Below are 17,163 nucleotides of genomic sequence, written 5' to 3' on the forward strand. Positions count from 1 at the left end.
GCGGTCGGCGTCGCAGTGGCGGTGGGTCCGGCGGTCGGCGTCCCAGTGGCGGTGGGGGTAGTGACGGGGGTCGCGGTCCCGGTCGGAGCGGCGGTGGCGGTCGGCGTCGCCGTGGCGGCGCTCGCCGACGGCGCGGCGATCAGCAGTCCTCCGAGGACGGCGCTCGAGGCCGCGAGGACGGAGAGCAGGGAGCGCGCCGAGCGGGCGCGAGGAGAGGGTGCAGGCACGATGGTGTCCTTCGTCGAGTGGTGGTCGTCGATCGAGACGCACCATCGTTTCCCCCGGGCGTTCACTGCGATCTCTCTCAGTCCGCAGCCCTCGGCGGCAGTGGTCCGGCGCGGCGGCGCATCTCTGTTGCGTAACGGGGGCGAGGGGAGCTCGTGGCGTGCGACGGGGCCCGTCCGCGATCGCCTCCGGGGGCACGGGTGGCAGGCCGACCGGCTCGTGTCTCGTCCTCGGACTGGGCGCCGACCGGGGTCCGCGGAGCCCTGAGGGCCCGTTTCGCGTCGTCTCGGAGCCGCGGCACGCGGCGAGTGGACACGGGCCGGGCCCTGCGGCGCCCCCGGGCCCGGTTCGCGTCGTCTCAAGGCTGCGGTGCGTGACGAGTGGGTCCGATCCGGGCTCCGGGAGCTACGAGACCCCGGTTCGTGTCGTCTCGGCGCACTCGAGCGCTGCATATGCCGGTCATCGATGTATGCTCCGAGCATGGCAGGCACCCAGATGCAGGAGCCCACGTTCCTGATCCTCTCCGCCCTCGCAGGCGGACCCCGGCACGGCTACGCGCTCATCGAGGAGGTGGGCGTCCTCTCGCGCGGCTCGGTGCGGCTGCGGGCGGGGACGCTCTACGCCGCACTCGAGCGGCTCGTCGACTCCGGAGCGATCGCTCCCGCCGGCGAGACGGTCGTCGACGGCCGCACGCGGCGGCACTACGCGCTGACCGACGACGGAGCGGCGGTCCTGGCTGCCGAGGCCGACCGGCTCGAGCGGAACGCGGTGATCGCCCGCACCGGGCTGGCGCGGCGGCTCGCGCCGACGACGGCCGGGGGTGCGGCATGACCGGTGATCTCGAGGCCCGCTACCGCCGCCTCGCCGGGTGGTACCCGAGGTCGTGGCGCGCAGCGAACGAGGACGTCCTGATCGGCACGATGCTCGACATCGCGGAGGCCGAGGGCCGGACCGATCCGAGTCGAGCGGAGCGGTGGGACCTCGCCCGCGCGGGAGCCGCCGCCCGCCTCGACGCCCTCGTCCCGGCCCGCGCCCGCGACGCGATCGCCGCCTCCGCTCTCGGGTCGGGCGGGGCCTTCGCTCTCGTCTACTTCGTCTTCGTCGTCTGGGCGCCGTTCCTCCCGGACAGGGCCGTCCACCTCGCCGAGGCCGGTTCCGGCGCGTTCCTCAGCACCGGCACCGTCACTGCGGTCGCGTTCGCGGCCCTCGTCGTCCTCGCCTGCGTCGGGCACCGGCGGTCGGCGCGGATCGCCGGAGTGGTGACGGTCGTCGCGGCGGCCGGGACGCTCGTGGTCGGCCGCGCGGTTCCGGATCCGGCGTCGGCCGCAGCCACGAACATGCTCGTCCTCGGTCTGCTCGCGGGTCTGAGCCTCCTCGGAGCACCACGGAGGATCCGGACCGTGCCGCTCGTCGGCGCCGCCTGGCTCGTCGTCCTGGTCGGGGGGCTGGCGGTGAACGACCGGCTGCTCGGCATCGGGGAGCGCGAGCTGTGGACCGCGGTCGCGAACCCCTACTCCGTGCCGCCGGCGGCAGCGCTCGCGCTGCTCGTGGCCGTCGCGCTGCTCGCGACCGGGCGTCCGGTGCCCGCGGTGGTCACGGCGTCCGGGACGCTGCCGTGGCTCGGCGCGACCGCGCTGCAGGCCGTCGACGCGCCCGCTCCCGATCCGGTCGTGCTCCTGCTCCACGCCGTGTGCCTCGTGGCCGCCGCGGCGATCAGTGCTCACGCCCTCCGCCGCACGCCGAGACCCGTCGTCGAGCCCGGCGCAGCGGCGGTCGGCTGACCGCGGTCCCGCTCGTAGGATCGGGGAGGACGCGCGCTCGCCGCACGTCCCTCCGGCCGCGCGTCGTCTTCCGACTGCGGCCCCCGGACGAGAGGTGCACCGTGGAGGAGACACCCGTCGTCCCGTCGCGCGCGCGGCTCGCCCGGGTCGCCGACGAGGCGGGAGTGTCGATCTCGACGGTCTCGAAGGTGCTGAACGGCCGGTCCGACGTCGCGCCCGGCACCCGCAGCAGGGTCGAGGCGCTGCTGGACGCGCACGACTACCGCCGCCGCGGCGAGGGCTCGCGGTCGACGTACCTCGAGCTCGTCTTCCACGAGATCGAGAGCGCCTGGTCGACGCAGATCATCCAGGGGGTCGAGGCGGTCGCCCGCGAGCACGGCATGAGCGTGGTGCTGACGCTGAGCGGCGATCACCGCTCGCCCGGTCCCGAGTGGGTGACCGGCGTCCTCGGTCGGCGGCCGGCGGGCGTGGTGCTCGTCCTCTCCGGCCTCCCGGAGGAGCAGAAGCGGCGTCTGCGCGCCGCGGGAATCCCGTTCGCGATCATCGACCCCTCCGGTGACCCCGCCCCCGACGTGCCGTCGGTCGGGTCGGCGAACTGGATGGGCGGGGTGCTCGCGACGCGGCACCTGCTCGAACTCGGGCACACGCGGATCGGAGTGATCACCGGTCCGCCGGACATGATGTGCTCCCGCGCGCGGCTCGACGGGTTCCGCTCGGCGATGGGCTCGGCGGGCGTCGGAGTGGACGAGTCGCTCATCCGCTTCGGCGACTTCCACGTGCCCGGAGGGCGGGACCACGCGCTGGAGCTCCTGGCGGGTCCGACCCCGCCCACGGCCCTTTTCGCCGGCTCCGATCTGCAGGCCCTCGGCGTCCTCGAGGCGGCTCGGATGCGGGGACTGCGCGTGCCGGAGGACCTCTCCCTGGTGGGGTACGACGACCTGCCGATCGCGGAGTGGACCTCGCCTCCGCTCACGACCGTGCACCAGCCGCTGCGCCTGATGGGCGAGGAGGCGACCCGTCTCGTCCTGCGCCTGCGCGACGGCGGATCCTCGCAGCTGCGGATGGATCTGGCGACGACGCTGGTAGTGCGCGGCTCCACCGCGCAGATCTGACGCGCGCGGCTCCACCGCGCGGATCTCACGCGCGCGGCTCCAACGCGCGGATCTCACGCGCGCCTCCTGTGCTTTCGAACGGCGCCGCATCCGCTCCCGTTCGTTGTCATGAGCAACAAACTGTTTCGAAAACAATTGACCCCCTGGAAGGGGGTCGGTTAGCGTCCTCTCACCAACAGATTTCGACACTGAGGTCGAAACTTTCGAGAGGTGCTGTTCGATGAAGAACGATCCCATCCGGGACGACGACCGGGTCGCTCCGGTCACCCCCTGCCGCCTGACCGCGACCCCCTCCCTCCGGCACCGCCGCGGCCTGCTCGCGGGCGCCACCGCGTTCGGCCTGCTCGCCGGAGCGGTCGCCCTGCCGTCGGCACAGGCGGCCGAGACCGCGCCGGCGGTCCTCCTGCAGGAGGACTTCGAGGACGGCGCCTACGACCCGCTCGTGCAGAACGGCGGACCGACGCTGTCGGTGGTCGCCGAGGGCGGCGATCGCGCGCTCCTCGTGCAGGGCCGCGCGAACGACTACGACGGAGTGAAGACGCCGGCGAACCTCCTGCAGCCCGGCGGCTCCTACACGATGTCGGCCCAGGTGCGGCTCGCCGCTCCCGCCGCCACCACGGCCTCCGCGCGCTTCGTCGTCGAGCCCACCTACTCCTGGGTGGGGAACACGACCGTGACCGCCGACGCGTGGACCACGGTGAGCGGCACCTTCTCGGCTCCGGCCGGCGCCGATCCGGCGACCCTCCGCGCCTACCTCGGCACGAGCGCGCTCGCAGGTCCCTACGACTACCTCCTGGACGACATCGTGATCACCGGCACCGCGGCTCCCGCGCTCGTCACCTGGCAGCCCACCCCCGACGCCTCGTTCGTGCCCGGAGGAGCGACCGCCGCCACCACGACGCCGGTCACCGCCGCCCGCGGCACCGGGAACCGGGTGGCGCTCACCTTCGACGACGGCCCGAACCCGGGCGAGACCACCGCGATCCTCGACCTGCTGAAGGCGCAGGGCATCCGCGCCACCTTCTGCATCATCGGGCAGAACGTCCAGCAGGCGGGCGGAGCGGAGCTGCTGCGGCGGATCGTCGCCGAGGGCCACACCCTCTGCAACCACGGCACCTCCTACGCCGACATGGGCTCGTGGACGCAGGCGCAGGTCGAGACCGACCTCAAGGCCAACCTCCGCATCATCCGCGAGGCCGTGGGCGACCCGGCGCTCGCCGTGCCGTACTTCCGCGCCCCCAACGGCAGCTGGGGCGCCACCGGCGCGGTGGCCGCGGCGCTCGGGATGCAGCCGCTCGGGCTGGGCTCGACCATCTCGGACTGGGACGGCAACGACCTCAGCGAGGCGACGCTGACCGCGAACCTCCGCGCCGCCTTCACTCCGGGTGCGATCGTCCTCGCCCACGACGGCGGAGGCGACCGCAGCAGCACGGTGAAGGCGGTCACGACCGTGGTCACCGAGAAGGCCGCCGAGGGCTGGGAGTTCGTGCTGCCCCAGGGCGGTGCGACGGCCGCCGTGCAGGCGGGCGTCTCCTCCGACTTCGAGGGCGGCCTCGACGGCTGGGCGGCCCGCGGCGACGGCGTGCAGGTCGCGGCGAGCACCGACGCGCGGACCGGATCCGGTGCGCTGCTCGTCACGAACCGCACGCAGCCGTGGCACGGCGCGACGCTCGACGTCACCGAGGGCCTGCCCGTGGGCACGGCCGTCGGCGTCTCGGTCTGGGCGAAGCTCGCTCCGGGCGAGTCGCCCGCGGGGCTGAAGATCTCGGTGCAGCGCGACAACGGCGGCGGCAGCGCCTACGAGGGCGTCGCCGGAGCCGGCGCGCAGGTCACGGCCGACGGCTGGGTCCGCATGAGCGGCACCTACACCCTCGCGGCGGCGGCAGACCGGGTGCAGATCTACGTCGAGGGCCCGGTGGGCGTCGACTTCCTGCTCGACGACTTCGTCCTCGAGCCGATCGTCGAGAAGCCCATCCAGACCGACGTGCCCGCGCTGAAGGACGTGCTGGGCGCCGCCGGGATCGAGCACGTGGGAGTCGCCATCGACGCCCGCGAGACGGTCGGCACCGCCGCGGACCTCCTCCGCAAGCACTACAACGCCTTCACGCCCGAGAACGCGGGCAAGCCCGAGAGCGTGCAGCCGGTGGAGGGGCAGTTCGCCTTCACGCAGCTCGACCAGCTGCTCGACTTCGCCGACGCGAGGGCATCGAGGTCTACGGGCACGTGCTGGCCTGGCACTCGCAGACCCCGGCGTGGTTCTTCCTCGACGGAGACCGGCCGCTGACGAGCAGCCCCGCCGACCAGGCGCTGCTGAAGTCCCGGATGCGGGCGCACATCGCCGGCATCGCCGCGCACATCGACGCCCGCTACCCCGACGGCGACAGCCCGATCTGGGCATGGGACGTCGTGAACGAGGTCATCGCGGACGGCGACACCGCGAATCCGCACGACATGCGCGACAGCCGCTGGTTCCAGGTGCTGGGCGAGGGCTTCGTCGACGAGGCGTTCCGTCTCGCCGACCAGTACTTCCCGGACGCCGAGCTGTTCATCAACGACTACAACACCGAGATGCCCGAGAAGCGCGCGGACTACGTGGAGCTCATCGCGGCCCTGCAGGCCCGCGGGGTGCCGATCGACGGAGTGGGCCACCAGGCCCACGTGGACGTCGCCCGGCCGGTGCAGTGGCTCGAGGACTCGATCGAGGCGGTCGAGAAGCTCGATCCCACGCTGCTCCAGGCGATCACCGAGCTCGACGTGAACGCATCGACCGAGAACCAGGGCGCCGACGTCAGCGGCGCCCCGGTCGACCCGTACAGCCCGGCGTTCGCGAACGACGAGGACGCGGCGGCCGAGGTGGGCTACTACTACCGCGACCTGTTCGCGATGCTCCGCGAGCACGACTCCTCGATCGAGTCGGTCACGTTCTGGGGCATCAGCAACGCCCGCACCTGGCTGCGGACGTGGCCGATGGCCCGCCCGTGGGAGCAGCCGCTGCCGTTCGACGACGACCTGCAGGTCGCGCCGGCCTACTGGGGCATCGTCGACCCGACGAAGCTGCCCGCCCGCCCGGCCGACGTGCTCGCTCCGCGCATCGCCGACGTGCCGGACGTGCACGCCGTCTCGAACGGAGCGTCCGGAGTGAAGCTGTCGTACACGCCGCCCTCGGCGATCGACACCCGCGACGGAGCGGTCCGCCTGGTCTGCAGCCCGCCCAGCGGCAGCCGCTTCTCGATCGGCACCACGACCGTGACCTGCACGGCGAAGGACGCGGCCGGCAACACCCGGACGAGCAGCTTCGACGTGATCGTCACGAGGAAGGTGCCGGGCAAGCACTGATCCGCCTCGCCGGTGCCGCCCCCGTCTCCCGCTCGTCGCGGGGGCCGGGGGCGGTGCCGTGTCCGTGCCATTCTGGCCGGAGGCGTCGGCCCGCAGGGCCGAGACGGGGGAGTGATCCGGATGAAGCGCATCAGAGAGATCCTGAGCAGGCTGCTGAGTCGCAAGCGCCCTCCGCTGCCACCGGACCCGTTCGGCGAGCCCGGCGGACCCGTCGTGACGAAGCGGACTCCCGACTCCGTCGCCCTCGGCCAGCTGCCGATCAACCAGGTCCGCGCGAACCTCTGAGGGTCACCCGCGGTCAGTCGTCGCTGCTCAGCCGCGCGAGGATCGCGCCGTGGGGACGGGGCCCGGGCGCCTGCTCCGTGCGGGTGCGCGTCTCGACGACCTCGAAGCCGACGGCGCGCAGCTCGTCCGCGAGTGCCTCCGGTGGCCATCGGTACGCCGTGGTGATCGCGTGGTCGAAGGCCTCCACTCCGGAACCGGTGAAGAACCCCACGAGGAGCGTCCCGCCCGGTCGGAGGACGCGCACGAACTCGGCCAGCGCACGCGGCAGGGCGTCCGGGTGGTGATGGATCAGCGAGTACCAGGCCAGGACCCCGCCCAGGCTGCAGTCCCTCTCCTCCAGGGCGTCGATGTCGCCGACGGCGAAGGACACCTCAGGGTGCGCCCGTCGAGCGAGCTCGACGAAGGCCGGCACGCGGTCGACACCGCTGACCTCCAGGCCCAGCCCGGCGAGGTGCGCCGTCCACTGCCCGGGGCCGCATCCCGCGTCGAGCAGGCGCCCCTCGACGCTCTGCGCCCACGACGAGACGAGTCGCTCGTCCGAGGGGTGCACGGAGGACATCGACCCGAACAGCTCGGCGTACCCGTCGGCTCGAGCGGAGTAGGACGCGACGACCTGGGCGCTCGACGATGCGCACGCCTCGGTGAGCAGGCGCAGCGCCTTCGGCCCCACTCCGTGCAGCGTCGCCAGCTGAGTGAGATCGCGCTCGCGGAGGTCCTCGAGTGTGCGGATCCCGACGGCCGCGAGCGCGCGGGTGGCGGCGGCTCCGATCGCGGGGAGTGCAGTCACGTCGCGTCTCCGTTCTCGTCGGCGCCCCACTGTCCGAGCGCGGCGATCGCCTCGCGCAGGGCGAGCCCGCGGTCGGTCAGCGCGTAGGCGCGGGTGTTGTGGCGGAGGGGCAGCCGGGTCAGCACGCCCGCCGCCTCCAGCTCGCGCAGGCGGGTCGCCAGGATGTTCGTCGGCACGCCGAGGTCGCGCTGCAGGTCGCCGTAGCGCTGCGGCCCGTCGAGCAGCCGCTCCACGATCAGCAGGGCCCACCGGGCGCCGACGACCTCGAGAGCCGCGGAGAGATCGCTCACTCCGCCGGATCGACGTCCGACTTCATCCAGAACGGCGAGTAGTGGTAGCCGTCGACGTCGTCGAACTGGCGCTGGTACATGAAGGGGTAGTCGTCGGTGTCGCCGACCCGCCCGCCCGCGGCGGCGGCGCGCTCGACCAGCTCGTCGACCGCCTCCCGACTGGGGAGGTCGAACGACACCGTGACCTTCGAGGGCGTGCCGGGCCCGCCGATGAGGTCCTCGGTGCCGCCGACGCCCGCGTACATCTCGCGGCTGCCGAGCATCACGTACTGCTCGGGCGCGATCGCGAAGCAGGACACGTTGTGGTCGGACATGTCGGTGTTGAGGGTCCAGCCGAGGGCCGTGTAGAAGGCGGTCGCGCGCTCGACGCTGTCGACCGGGCAGGTGATGAAGAGGCTCATGCGAGCCATGCTTGCAAAATGCAAGCGCGAGGGCAAGAGGCGCCGAGGATTCTCCGACAACCGCCCTCACACCCTCCGCCAGCGGTCCTCGCCGCTCGGGCGCACCCACTGCTGGCGCGGTGCGTCCGCCTCGTGTGCGCTGTCGGTGAGCCGGAGAGTGCTGTCGGGTGCCCAGCCGGCGATGACCGAGCCGTAGTCGTCGCCGACGGGGATCAGGCGCGTCGCCGCCGAGAGGTAGCCGAGGGTCGTGAGGTGCACGGCGTCCCAGTCGGCCGCGACGCGCTGCCAGTCGGGGATCAGCCAGCGTCCCTCCCACCCGGTGACGCGGTACCAGTCGTGCCGGCGGGAGGCGGTGACCTCGGCGGGGTGGGTCCGGCAGAGCTCCTCCCAGTCGGCCGCCGAGCCGATCTCGAGGGTGCGTCCGTCGCCGACCACCGGGATCACGGTGGCCGCGTCGAGCCCTGCGGAGTCCTCGACCAGCTCGAGCAGATCCTCGATCCGCGACTGCGTCCGCAGCGGACGGAGGGGGAGGGACCACCAGGTGCCCGACAAGCGGGCCTGCGGGTCGGTCGGCCGCTCCCGCGCCGCCTGCTCCTCCTCGGAGCGTCGGGCCGTGGCCCACTCCTCCAGGAGCGCCGCGGCGCCGAGGGGGAGCGGACGCGTCGAGTCGGGGCGCCAGTCGACCGCCCACTGCTCCGACCCGCGGGGCCGCGTCCACTCCGCGCCGACCTGTGAGGCGAGCACGTCCTCGGCGACCCGGACGAGTGCCGAGCGGACCGCCGGCAGCGACGCGAGCACGTCCTGCCCGTCCGGCTCCTGCCAGTACCACGCGGAGTCGACACTCGCGCAGAGCCCCTCGCGGAGGACGTCGTCGGGGACGGCGTCACCCGGAAGCGCGTCGATCGCGGCGGCGACCTCCTCCGGACCGGGATCGGGGGCGACGCGCTCGCTCGAGCAGCAGCCCTCGGTCGAGGAGTAGCGCACGCCGTGCCCCTGGTCGAAGGCGAGAGAGGCGAGGAACGCGGCGGTCCTCACCGCCGGGTCCGCCCTCATCGCGACCTCCAGGCAGAGTCGCCGGCCCCGGGGGCCGCTGAGGAGGGTGTCCACCGCGTCGTCCATGGAGCAACTATGGCCGTCTCGGCGGGGGCCGCGCCGGTCAGGGCAGCACGATCACCTTCCCGGCGATCGGGCCCGCGGCGGCCTCGGCGTGCAAGGCGGGCAGGTCGGCGAGCGGGATCCGCCGGGTGACCTCGACGGTCAGGTCGCCGTCGTCGACGAGGCGCACGAGCTCGGCGAGCCGATCGCGGTTCGGGAGGACGAACACGGTCTCGGCGCGCACGCCGCGGCTCTCGTCCCCGGGGGTGGTCAGGAACGCGGTGGTGCTGACGACGGCACCACCGTCGCGGACGGCCGCCACCGAGGCGCCGAAGAGCTCCGGCTCGAGAGGCGCGAGGTTCAGGAGCACGTCGACCTGTCCGTCGAGGGCGGCGAGGACGTCGGTGCTCGTGTGGTCGATGATCCGGTCGGCGCCGGCGGCGCGGACGGCGTCGATGCTGCGCGGACTCGCGGTCGCGGTGACGTGCACGCCGGCGCGCTTCGCGAGTCGGATCGCGTACTTCCCGACCACGCCGCCGGCGCCCACGATGAGCACCCGCCGGCCCGCCTCCAGTCGCCCGTGGTCGAACAGTGCCTGCCACGCGGTCAGCGCCACGGAGGGAAGGGCGGCCGCGTCGGCGAGCGGGATGCTCGTCGGGGCCGCGACCACGGCGTCGGCGGGGGCGAGCACGTACTCGGCCGCGCCTCCGTCGCGCTCCATCGGCAGGAAGGCGATCACCGGATCCCCGATCGCGACGCCCTCGACGTCGGCGCCGATCGCGTCGATCGTCCCGGACGCGTCGTAGCCGGGGACGTGCGGGAGCTCGATCGGGATGGGCAGGAATCCGGCGCGCATGCCGGCGTCCGCCGCGCTGAACGCGGAGGCGGCGACGCGGATGCGCACCTGCCCGGCGGCCGGGGTCGGCCGCTCGATGTCGAGGTACTCGAGCACCTCGGGTCCGCCGACCTGCGAGAACTGGACTGCCTTCATGATGTCGTTCCTCTCATTGTTGCTTCCAATTCGAAGCACCTGCGGCGACGGTAGCACTGCTTCGAACTCGAAGCAATCGGTAGGATGGAGGAATGACCGACGCCCCCGCGGCCCTCACGCCCACGCAGCTCGCCGCCTACCTGGCGTTCACCGAGGTGAGCAGCCTGCTGCGCCCCGCCGTCGAGTCGCAGCTGCGCGAGGCGGGCGGGCTCAGCTACATCCAGTTCCAGCTCCTCGCGCGGCTCGGCGATGCCGCCCAGGGGCGCCTGCGCATGACGGATCTCGCCGACGGCCTCGTGCACAGCCGCAGCGGCCTCACCTACCAGGCGCAGCTCCTCGAGGAGCGCGGCCTCCTCACCCGCTCGCCGTCGCCCGACGACGAGCGCAGCACCATCGCTGCGATCACCACGGCCGGCCGCGAGGTCCTGCGGGCCGTGTTCCCCGGGCACATCGCCACGGTGCACGGGCTGCTGTTCGCACCCCTCTCCGATCAGGATGCGAGCGACCTCGCCCGCATCCTGGGGAGCGTCGGCGAGCACCTCCGGTCGGCGCCGCCGCGCTCGGCGACCCGTCGTCGCGGGAAGTGATCGGTCGGAGTCGTCCGCGATCGACGCCGGTGGCTCCGGCGGACTCCTCGATCGGCCGGTAGCGTCGGAGGATGGACGAAGCCCCTCGGCGCCCCGCTCGCGGATGGTGGATCGACCTGGACGAGCCGCCCGCGGTGCCGTCCGACGAGGCGACGGCGGCGGTCGCGCACGCCGCGGAGGCGATGGCTCGACTCGGCGGCTCGATCGGCAGCGGAGCCGAAGAGAGCGCGACCGCGATCCTGCGCGCGGCCGCCGATCGCGGAGCGGACGAGCACGCGCTCGCGGTCGCGACGGGACTCGTGCTCGACGAGGTGCGGTCGCTGCTGCGGAGGGCCTGAGCGGCCCGATCGCGTCAGGTCAGACGGTCGAGGAGGTGCACGGCGACCTCGTCGCCCAGGTCCTTGCCGAGGGTCTGCCGCAGCTTCGCGCTGATCGAGAGCATGTGCCCGCCGGTGCCGGTGGGCAGCAGCCCGGCCGTCACCGGCTCGCCGTCGACGGAGGCGCGGACCTTCACCGCCTTGCCGGTGCCGAACAGCTCCACCGAGCCGGGCACCTCCACGCACGACCAGAGCTCGCCCTTCACGGTGACGCCGATCGGCGCGGTGAAGGCGACGTCCAGGGGACCGGGGCTGGTGCTCATCGGGGCTCCTCGTCTCGGGTCGGTGCGGTGCTTCGTCCGAGCGTATCCAGCACGCCTCGTGCGCGACGGCAGGAGTGAGCGACGAGGAGAGCGGTCAATCCACCTTCGGGAGGGGGCGGCGCCGCTCGACGACGTCGCCGGCGAGGACGGTGAGGTCGATCCGGAGCCGCTGCGCCTCGCGCTCGAGGATCACGAGGGCGTCGTCGGGGGAGGCCCGCAGACCGGCACCCACGAAGCCGGCGGCCTGGTGCACGACGGCCGCGTGCCGCGACGGTGCGGAGGAGACGAACGCCGGCTCGTCCGGCGCGATCGGGGCGTCACCGTCCCCGGGACCGGCTGCCGGCATCAGAACTCGTCGGGCTGCGGAGCGGGACGGCGATCAGTGCGCCCGGGTGAGCGGAGGTCGGCGTCGGTGGTCGGGATGCCGGTCGAGGTGGTGGTCAGCTGCTGCACCCTCTCAGAGTCACCGCTGCCCTCGCGAGCCCGCACGGGGCTTGCGATGCTCCGGGAGCAGGAGCTAGCGGCGTGCTCGGACGGTCGTCACTCCGTCGCGCGGGCCGGCGGGTCGAAGTCGAGGTCGACGTCGCCGCGGTGCTGCTCGGCGATGTCGGCGGCCGACTCGACGACGGGCCGCGCGACTCCGAGGGCCCGGGCGAGCTCGGTGAGGTGCTGGACGAGCGCGTCGTCGGTGAGCTCCTGGGGCGAGTCCTCCTCCGGCGTCTCGGAGAAGAGCTGGCTGGAGGGGCCGATCAGGATGGAGGCCTCGCCGCGCTCGCCGGTCGACAGCAGCACGGGGATGTCCACCGTCGCCGACGACTGCTTCCCCGCGAGTGCCTGGGCGTAGGCGAGGACGGCCTGTGCGATGTCGGTCCCGGTGAGGACGGAGTCGCCGGCGTAGAAGATGCGCTGCATCCTCTCGTTGTACTCGCGTCGGTCCGACGGCGCAGGGGATTGCGGTGGCCCGGCCCGCGGCGCGGTCGCCCGTGGAGGCGACACGGCCGCGTCACCAGGGGCGGGCGGATCCGTCGGCGCCGAGCCGGTAGAGGGCGGTGCTGACCGGAGCCGCGTCACCGGACTCGTAGAGGCCGCGGGCGAGCTCGCGCAGGCCCTCGACCGCCTCGGTGTCGTCCGTCCCGCAGAGGTGCATCGCGACGCGCTGCCCGATCGCGACCACCGGGTCGCCGGCCACGAACTCGTCGACGAGCGCGTGCACGACGTCCGCGCGCAGGATGAGGGACGCCGCGAGGTCCTCGCTGCCCTCCGGCATCTCGAGGCGGAACCGCCCATCGCCGCCCGACGCGACGGGGGCGAGGCGCGCGAGCCAGGCGAGCGACTCCGCCGTGACCGCCGCCTCGGTGAGGCCGAGCCGCTCCGCGGTCGCCGCGGTGACGTACTCCCACGCCGCCTCCCGCTCGAGGACGTACGCCACGGTCAGCCCCGAGTCGTGCACCGTGAGCAGCGGGCCGTCGGAGGCGGTGGACCGCGAGCGCAGGGATGCGGCGGCCCGGTCGTCCATCACCAGCGGGTAGAGCGGCACGGCGTCGGCGCGACGCGAGCGGTCCCCGCCACCGGATCGACGAGTACGGGCACGGGAGCCGCGTCGGTCGGACGTCGTCGGGAGAACAGTCCCATGTCGGTTCCTCTCTCGAGCGGCCGCGGTGCTGCGGAGGCAGGACCCATCCTGTCGCGGTCCGGCAGGCGGCGCGCGGACGGGGTGCGCCGATGCGGACCGCCGCAGTCGGGGCGGAGACGCGAGGAGCCGCGCCGGCGTGCCGTGCCCCGCTGACGGGGGTGCCGAGGAGGGGATCAGGAGCACCCGCCAGACGACGGGTAGGCGGTTACCGTGAAACGTGCCCCGCTTCCGCTCCCTGTCCGCCCTCGCGCTCGCCGCCGCGGTGTCCGGTCTCGTCGGATGCTCGGGCTCGTCCGCGGGGGCCGTCGCCTCGTGCGTCGTCCGCCCGGCCGCAGAGATCGTGCCCGCGGAGGGGACCCTGTTCGGGGTCAATCTGGACTGGGGAGCGGAGACGCTGAAGCAGTACAGCGCGGCTCTGGGCGAGCGTCCGTCGGTCGCGGTGGCCTTCGCAGACCTCCCGCTGAGCGCGGGGGAGCGCGAGGAGGTGCACGAGGCCGCGGAGCAGCTGCGCGTGAACGGCGGGACGCTCCTGCTCACCCTGGAGTCGATCGGCGGCCTCGCCGCGGTGACCGACGACGTCGCAGCGGACATCGCCGACCTGGCCGCGTCGGTGAACGAGCGGGGGGTGCCGGTCATCGTGCGGTTCGCGCACGAGATGAACGGCTCCTGGTACGCGTGGGGGCAGCAGCCGGCGGCCTACATCGAGACGTTCCGGCGGGTGGCGGCCGCCGTGCACGCGGACGCTCCGGGGACGGCGATGATGTGGGCGCCGAACAGCGCCGAGGGGTACCCCTTCACCGGCGGCGCCTCCGCCGCGCAGCCGGGCACCCCCGACTTCGCCCTGCTGGACACGACCGGCGACGGGGTCCTCACCCTCGACGACGACCCCTACGCGCCGTACTACCCGGGCGATGACGCCGTCGACTGGGTGGGCATGTCGCTCTACCACTGGGGCTCCGCGCATCCGTGGGGCGAGAACGAGCTGCCCGAGCCCGGCAAGTTCGCCGCGCAGCTGACCGGCACGTACAGCGGGGCGGCGGGCGACGAGACGGCGGCCCCGGACTTCTACCAGACCTACGGAGTCGAGCACGGAAAGCCCGTCGCGATCCCCGAGACGGCGGCGCTCGTCGTGCCGCGGGGCGACCCGGCGGGCGAGCTCGCGATCAAGCAGGCCTGGTGGCGGCAGGTCCTCTCGGAGGACGTCGCCACGCGGTTCCCGAACATCCGGATGATCAACTGGTTCGAGTGGGACAAGTTCGAGCCCGAGGTGCAGGACGAGGTCCACTGGTCGGTCCTCGACGACGACGAGACGCGGAGGGCGTTCCGCGCCGACCTGCCGGACGGGCTCGTCTACTCCGACCTGTCGGAGCGCTGCACCACTCCTCCCGCGCCCGTCGACTGATCCGGCGCCGGCGCGGCTCAGCTGTGCGTGGTGTTCTCCCGCATCTCCTCGAGGGTCAGCTCCGGCGCGCCGCCGGCCGCCGCCTCCGGGTCCATCCACACGAAGTCCCAGTGGTGGCCGTCGGGGTCGTCGAAGCTCTTGGAGTACATGAACCCGTGGTCCTGCTCGCCCGCGGGCGTCGCGCCCGCGGCGAGGGCCTTCGCGTGGATCGCGTCGACCTCCTCCCTGCTCTCGGCGCTGAGGGCGAGCTGCACCTCGGTCGAGGTGGTGGCGTCGATGATCGACTTGCTGGTGAACTCGGCGAAGAACTCCCGCGTCAGCAGCATGGCGACGATCGTGTCGCTGATCACCACGCTGACGGCGTTCTCGTCGCTGAAGCCCTCATTGATCGAGTAGCCGAGCGATTCGAAGAACGAACGGGAGCGGGCGAGATCGTCGACGGCCAGGTTGACGAAGATCATGGTGGGCATCGGTGCGCCGTTCCTTCCGGGATGCCGGCGGCCCGCCGCCGCCGATCGTCCCTGAATGATGATGACGGCTGCGCGATGGTGTCAAGAGACGGGGACCGGTGCTGCCCGAGAGGAGGGCGAGGCGACCTCGCGGCGCTGTCGCTCCCGTCCGGCAGCGCGCAGAACCTCAGCCGGGAGTGGTGCTCAGCCGTCATCGTGGCTGAGCACCACGCCCGGCCGAGGTTCCGTCCGACGGACGGGAGCGGCGGAGCCTGCGCGGTCAGGCGGGGTCGGGATAGGTGAGGAAGTCCAGGTCCGGCAGGTCCGTCATCTCCTCGTTCCAGGCGGGCCGCGAGGGCTGCATCCGCCGGGTCTCCTGCTCGATGTGGGCGATGGCCTCCGCGTCGACCGGCTCCTCGCCGTGGCTGTTCTCGACCGGCGTCGACCACAGCTGGCTCGCGGGTCCGATGAGCAGGTGCGCCGTGGCGCTGCTCCCGCCCTCGGTGATCACCGGGACGGAGATCACGTCGGACTTCCCGACATCGGCCAGGGCCCGGGCGTAGCGGAGGACCGCCTTGCAGGTGACATCGGCGACGAGCATGGTCCCGCTGGAGTAGTGCAGCTTCCTCATGACGACCACGGTGCCGGAGCCGCGCGCGGGGCGGGAGGGGATTGCGAGCCGCCGCCTGCGTCCTCTACCGCGTCCTCAGAACTGCCGCGCGGCGACGTCCGCCCGGTGCGAGGCGGCGATGATCCCGCGGAGGCGATCCGCGGTCACGGGCGCTCCCGGGTCGGCGAGGTAGTCCTTCGCGAGGACCTCGAGGTCGGCGGCGTAGACCGGCGTGTACGCGCCGGACTCGGGCTCCGTGCGCCATGAGTCGGCGAGCGTGCCCGCGTCGACCGGCTCGAAGCCGAGGTCGTCGACCAGCGCCGAGACGGCGGCCTTGGCCTGCTCGTCGTCGCCGGAGACCGCGAGCGCGGTGCGCGGGGTCGAGTGGGCGAGGTTCGGGATGTGGTGCCAGAGGATGTTGTTGAAGGCCTTCACGATCACCGCGCCGGGGAGGAGCTCCTGCTCGAGCTCGGCGGTGGTCAGCTCGAGGGCGTCGAGTCGGGTGATCCGCCCGTCGCGGTGGGGGTAGTAGTTGCCGGTCGAGAGCACGGTGCGGCCGTCGAGGGCGCCCCCGGGCAGGCCCGGGTAGGCGCCGAGCGGCACGGCGAGGACAGTGATGTCCCCGAACTCCGCGGCCTCGAGCGCATCGCCGGCCCGCGCCTGCGGACCGAGCTCCTCGATCAGGTCGCGGAGCGACTCCGGACCGCGCGAGTTCGCGAGGAGCACCTCGTGCCCGGCGGCGATCGCCAGGCGGGCGATGCCGCTCCCGATGTCTCCACTGCCGATGATCCCGATGCGCGTCATGTCTGTCTCCTTCGTGGGTGGGTGGTCGTGGTGGGGGTCAGCCCCGGCCGGGGACCGGGTCGCGGGACGTCTCCCAGCCGCTGCGGGTGAGCGCGGCGAGAGCCGCACCGGACGTGGGGTCCGCCAGCGCGGCGCCGCGCACCCAGCTCTGGGCGAGCGCGGCGAGGAAGAGGTCGCGGGCCCGGACGTCGCTCCGTGCCCGACCGTCGCGCTGCGCGGCCTCGAGGAACTCGGCCGTCGTGGTGACGAACCCCTCGCAGGTGGTCGCGAGCGGGGACGAGTCGGCTCCCGTCGCCGCCCGGAGCGGGTCGGGCAGGCCCTCGAAGGCCCCCGCCCACTCGACGACCGCCCGGAGCCAGCCGTCGAGCGCCTCCGCCGGGTCGACCGAGCCGTCGCGGAGCGCCTCGCGCCGGGCGACGAGCGCGTCGTCACGGTCGGCCAGCAGCGCCGCGAGGAGCGCCTCGCGGGTGGGGAAGTGCCGGTAGAGGGTTCCGGCCCCGATGCCGGCTCTCTTCGCGATCGCGTCGAGCGAGCCGCGGACGCCGTGCTCGGCGAAGTGCTGCTCGGCGGTGTCGAGGATCAGGTCCCGGTTGCGCTGGGCGTCCGCGCGGGGTGCTCGAGCGCGCGTCGTCTCGGTGCGGGCCATCACCACTCCTTCCTCGTAGACGGAGACTGTCTCCGTATCACCAGAATCGTACGCCGCGGATCCCGATCGGGGGCGCCGGAGAAGCGATC

Annotated in this window: 22 protein-coding genes and 1 pseudogene; 9 read left to right on the forward strand and 14 right to left on the reverse strand. The window is 73.4% G+C overall.

Annotation, left to right across the window (positions count from 1 at the left end):
* Nucleotides 1–227, reverse strand: a 227-nt coding sequence (locus B0T42_RS20645; RefSeq protein ID WP_201788514.1) for a hypothetical protein, incomplete at its 3' end; no start/stop codon positions are given.
* A gap of 478 nt (nucleotides 228–705) precedes the next feature.
* Here B0T42_RS20645 and B0T42_RS08935 point away from each other — a divergent pair.
* The 6 genes and pseudogenes from B0T42_RS08935 (at nucleotide 706) to B0T42_RS19980 (ending at nucleotide 6,739) form a co-directional block, all read left to right on the forward strand.
* Nucleotides 706–1,056 (forward strand): PadR family transcriptional regulator, encoded by a 351-nt coding sequence (locus B0T42_RS08935; protein WP_201788515.1) that lies wholly within the window; start codon nucleotides 706–708, stop codon nucleotides 1,054–1,056.
* A complete protein-coding gene (locus B0T42_RS08940) occupies nucleotides 1,053–2,006 on the forward strand; it encodes a hypothetical protein (RefSeq protein ID WP_077222851.1) in 954 nt (317 codons plus the stop codon). The genes B0T42_RS08935 and B0T42_RS08940 overlap by 4 nt, the downstream gene beginning before the upstream one ends.
* A gap of 101 nt (nucleotides 2,007–2,107) precedes the next feature.
* The gene (locus B0T42_RS08945) at nucleotides 2,108–3,118 is read left to right on the forward strand and encodes a LacI family DNA-binding transcriptional regulator (RefSeq protein ID WP_077222852.1); all 1,011 of its coding nucleotides are present in this window, start codon (nucleotides 2,108–2,110) and stop codon (nucleotides 3,116–3,118) included.
* A 220-nt stretch (nucleotides 3,119–3,338) separates the two neighbouring features.
* A pseudogene (locus B0T42_RS21235) lies at nucleotides 3,339–6,103 on the forward strand (endo-1,4-beta-xylanase); the annotation flags it as partial.
* Nucleotides 6,086–6,454, forward strand: a complete 369-nt coding sequence (locus tag B0T42_RS21240; RefSeq protein WP_236720196.1) for an HYR domain-containing protein — start codon at nucleotides 6,086–6,088, stop codon at nucleotides 6,452–6,454. The pseudogene B0T42_RS21235 and the gene B0T42_RS21240, both read left to right, overlap by 18 nt.
* Nucleotides 6,455–6,574: 120 nt before the next feature.
* On the forward strand, nucleotides 6,575–6,739 hold the full coding sequence (locus B0T42_RS19980) for a hypothetical protein (protein WP_158078084.1): 165 nt from the start codon (nucleotides 6,575–6,577) through the stop codon (nucleotides 6,737–6,739).
* A gap of 13 nt (nucleotides 6,740–6,752) precedes the next feature.
* On the opposite strand, the gene B0T42_RS08960 is transcribed toward B0T42_RS19980, so the two are convergent.
* From B0T42_RS08960 to B0T42_RS08985, 5 genes are all read right to left on the reverse strand, one after another.
* A complete protein-coding gene (locus tag B0T42_RS08960) occupies nucleotides 6,753–7,526 on the reverse strand; it encodes a methyltransferase domain-containing protein (RefSeq protein WP_158078085.1) in 774 nt (257 codons plus the stop codon).
* Nucleotides 7,523–7,816 carry a winged helix-turn-helix transcriptional regulator gene (locus B0T42_RS08965; protein WP_077222854.1) on the reverse strand — a complete coding sequence of 98 codons (294 nt, stop codon included), beginning with the start codon at nucleotides 7,814–7,816 and terminating at the stop codon, nucleotides 7,523–7,525. The genes B0T42_RS08960 and B0T42_RS08965 overlap by 4 nt, the downstream gene beginning before the upstream one ends.
* On the reverse strand, nucleotides 7,813–8,217 hold the full coding sequence (locus tag B0T42_RS08970; RefSeq protein WP_077222855.1) for a VOC family protein: 405 nt from the start codon (nucleotides 8,215–8,217) through the stop codon (nucleotides 7,813–7,815). Before B0T42_RS08970 ends, B0T42_RS08965 begins: the two co-directional genes overlap by 4 nt.
* A gap of 66 nt (nucleotides 8,218–8,283) precedes the next feature.
* Nucleotides 8,284–9,336 (reverse strand): hypothetical protein, encoded by a 1,053-nt coding sequence (locus tag B0T42_RS08975; protein WP_094742716.1) that lies wholly within the window; start codon nucleotides 9,334–9,336, stop codon nucleotides 8,284–8,286.
* Between the two features lie 37 nt (nucleotides 9,337–9,373).
* A complete protein-coding gene (locus tag B0T42_RS08985) occupies nucleotides 9,374–10,303 on the reverse strand; it encodes an NADP-dependent oxidoreductase (protein ID WP_077222858.1) in 930 nt (309 codons plus the stop codon).
* A gap of 92 nt (nucleotides 10,304–10,395) precedes the next feature.
* Between B0T42_RS08985 and B0T42_RS08990 the strand changes: the two genes are divergently transcribed.
* Nucleotides 10,396–10,890 carry a MarR family winged helix-turn-helix transcriptional regulator gene (locus tag B0T42_RS08990; RefSeq protein ID WP_077222859.1) on the forward strand — a complete coding sequence of 165 codons (495 nt, stop codon included), beginning with the start codon at nucleotides 10,396–10,398 and terminating at the stop codon, nucleotides 10,888–10,890.
* A 71-nt stretch (nucleotides 10,891–10,961) separates the two neighbouring features.
* Nucleotides 10,962–11,228 (forward strand): hypothetical protein, encoded by a 267-nt coding sequence (locus B0T42_RS08995; RefSeq protein WP_077222860.1) that lies wholly within the window; start codon nucleotides 10,962–10,964, stop codon nucleotides 11,226–11,228.
* Between the two features lie 14 nt (nucleotides 11,229–11,242).
* Here B0T42_RS08995 and B0T42_RS09000 read toward each other — a convergent pair whose 3' ends face one another.
* The 4 genes from B0T42_RS09000 to B0T42_RS09015 form a co-directional block, all read right to left on the reverse strand.
* Nucleotides 11,243–11,530, reverse strand: a complete 288-nt coding sequence (locus B0T42_RS09000) for a DUF1905 domain-containing protein (protein ID WP_077222861.1) — start codon at nucleotides 11,528–11,530, stop codon at nucleotides 11,243–11,245.
* Nucleotides 11,531–11,624: 94 nt separating this feature from the next.
* Nucleotides 11,625–11,876, reverse strand: a complete 252-nt coding sequence (locus B0T42_RS09005) for a hypothetical protein (RefSeq protein ID WP_077222862.1) — start codon at nucleotides 11,874–11,876, stop codon at nucleotides 11,625–11,627.
* A gap of 194 nt (nucleotides 11,877–12,070) precedes the next feature.
* Nucleotides 12,071–12,442 (reverse strand): hypothetical protein, encoded by a 372-nt coding sequence (locus tag B0T42_RS09010; protein ID WP_077222863.1) that lies wholly within the window; start codon nucleotides 12,440–12,442, stop codon nucleotides 12,071–12,073.
* A gap of 91 nt (nucleotides 12,443–12,533) precedes the next feature.
* Nucleotides 12,534–13,067, reverse strand: coding sequence for a hypothetical protein (locus tag B0T42_RS09015; protein ID WP_077222864.1), 534 nt, complete (start codon nucleotides 13,065–13,067; stop codon nucleotides 12,534–12,536).
* Nucleotides 13,068–13,380: 313 nt separating this feature from the next.
* On the opposite strand from B0T42_RS09015, the gene B0T42_RS09020 reads away from it, so the two are divergent.
* On the forward strand, nucleotides 13,381–14,565 hold the full coding sequence (locus tag B0T42_RS09020) for a glycoside hydrolase family 26 protein (RefSeq protein WP_077222865.1): 1,185 nt from the start codon (nucleotides 13,381–13,383) through the stop codon (nucleotides 14,563–14,565).
* Between the two features lie 17 nt (nucleotides 14,566–14,582).
* Here B0T42_RS09020 and B0T42_RS09025 read toward each other — a convergent pair whose 3' ends face one another.
* The 4 genes from B0T42_RS09025 to B0T42_RS09040 form a co-directional block, all read right to left on the reverse strand.
* Complete coding sequence (locus B0T42_RS09025) at nucleotides 14,583–15,035, reverse strand: VOC family protein (protein ID WP_077222866.1); 453 nt, start codon at nucleotides 15,033–15,035, stop codon at nucleotides 14,583–14,585.
* Between the two features lie 259 nt (nucleotides 15,036–15,294).
* Nucleotides 15,295–15,645: a hypothetical protein gene (locus tag B0T42_RS09030; RefSeq protein WP_139344463.1), complete on the reverse strand. Its 351-nt coding sequence runs from the start codon at nucleotides 15,643–15,645 to the stop codon at nucleotides 15,295–15,297.
* 75 nt (nucleotides 15,646–15,720) lie between these two features.
* Entirely contained in the window at nucleotides 15,721–16,428 is a 708-nt protein-coding gene (locus B0T42_RS09035) for an NADPH-dependent F420 reductase (RefSeq protein WP_077222868.1), read from the reverse strand.
* A gap of 37 nt (nucleotides 16,429–16,465) precedes the next feature.
* Nucleotides 16,466–17,074, reverse strand: coding sequence for a TetR/AcrR family transcriptional regulator (locus B0T42_RS09040; RefSeq protein ID WP_077222869.1), 609 nt, complete (start codon nucleotides 17,072–17,074; stop codon nucleotides 16,466–16,468).
* Nucleotides 17,075–17,163: the final 89 nt, after the last annotated feature.

The sequence above is a fragment of the Rathayibacter rhapontici genome, assembly GCF_001995175.1.
Classification (GTDB): domain Bacteria; phylum Actinomycetota; class Actinomycetes; order Actinomycetales; family Microbacteriaceae; genus Rathayibacter.

Bases quoted from the DNA above. Each gene is read 5' to 3' on its own strand.
- B0T42_RS08935 (WP_201788515.1), top strand. From the start codon at position 706: ATGGCAGGCACCCAGATGCAGGAGCCCACGTTCCTGATCCTCTCCGCC.
- B0T42_RS08940 (WP_077222851.1), top strand. From the start codon at position 1,053: ATGACCGGTGATCTCGAGGCCCGCTACCGCCGCCTCGCCGGGTGGTAC.
- B0T42_RS21240 (WP_236720196.1), top strand. From the start codon at position 6,086: ATGGCCCGCCCGTGGGAGCAGCCGCTGCCGTTCGACGACGACCTGCAG.
- B0T42_RS19980 (WP_158078084.1), top strand. From the start codon at position 6,575: ATGAAGCGCATCAGAGAGATCCTGAGCAGGCTGCTGAGTCGCAAGCGC.
- B0T42_RS08970 (WP_077222855.1), bottom strand. From the start codon at position 8,217: ATGAGCCTCTTCATCACCTGCCCGGTCGACAGCGTCGAGCGCGCGACC.
- B0T42_RS08975 (WP_094742716.1), bottom strand. From the start codon at position 9,336: ATGGACGACGCGGTGGACACCCTCCTCAGCGGCCCCCGGGGCCGGCGA.
- B0T42_RS08985 (WP_077222858.1), bottom strand. From the start codon at position 10,303: ATGAAGGCAGTCCAGTTCTCGCAGGTCGGCGGACCCGAGGTGCTCGAG.
- B0T42_RS08990 (WP_077222859.1), top strand. From the start codon at position 10,396: ATGACCGACGCCCCCGCGGCCCTCACGCCCACGCAGCTCGCCGCCTAC.
- B0T42_RS08995 (WP_077222860.1), top strand. From the start codon at position 10,962: ATGGACGAAGCCCCTCGGCGCCCCGCTCGCGGATGGTGGATCGACCTG.
- B0T42_RS09000 (WP_077222861.1), bottom strand. From the start codon at position 11,530: ATGAGCACCAGCCCCGGTCCCCTGGACGTCGCCTTCACCGCGCCGATC.
- B0T42_RS09005 (WP_077222862.1), bottom strand. From the start codon at position 11,876: ATGCCGGCAGCCGGTCCCGGGGACGGTGACGCCCCGATCGCGCCGGAC.
- B0T42_RS09010 (WP_077222863.1), bottom strand. From the start codon at position 12,442: ATGCAGCGCATCTTCTACGCCGGCGACTCCGTCCTCACCGGGACCGAC.
- B0T42_RS09025 (WP_077222866.1), bottom strand. From the start codon at position 15,035: ATGCCCACCATGATCTTCGTCAACCTGGCCGTCGACGATCTCGCCCGC.
- B0T42_RS09030 (WP_139344463.1), bottom strand. From the start codon at position 15,645: ATGAGGAAGCTGCACTACTCCAGCGGGACCATGCTCGTCGCCGATGTC.
- B0T42_RS09035 (WP_077222868.1), bottom strand. From the start codon at position 16,428: ATGACGCGCATCGGGATCATCGGCAGTGGAGACATCGGGAGCGGCATC.
- B0T42_RS09040 (WP_077222869.1), bottom strand. From the start codon at position 17,074: ATGGCCCGCACCGAGACGACGCGCGCTCGAGCACCCCGCGCGGACGCC.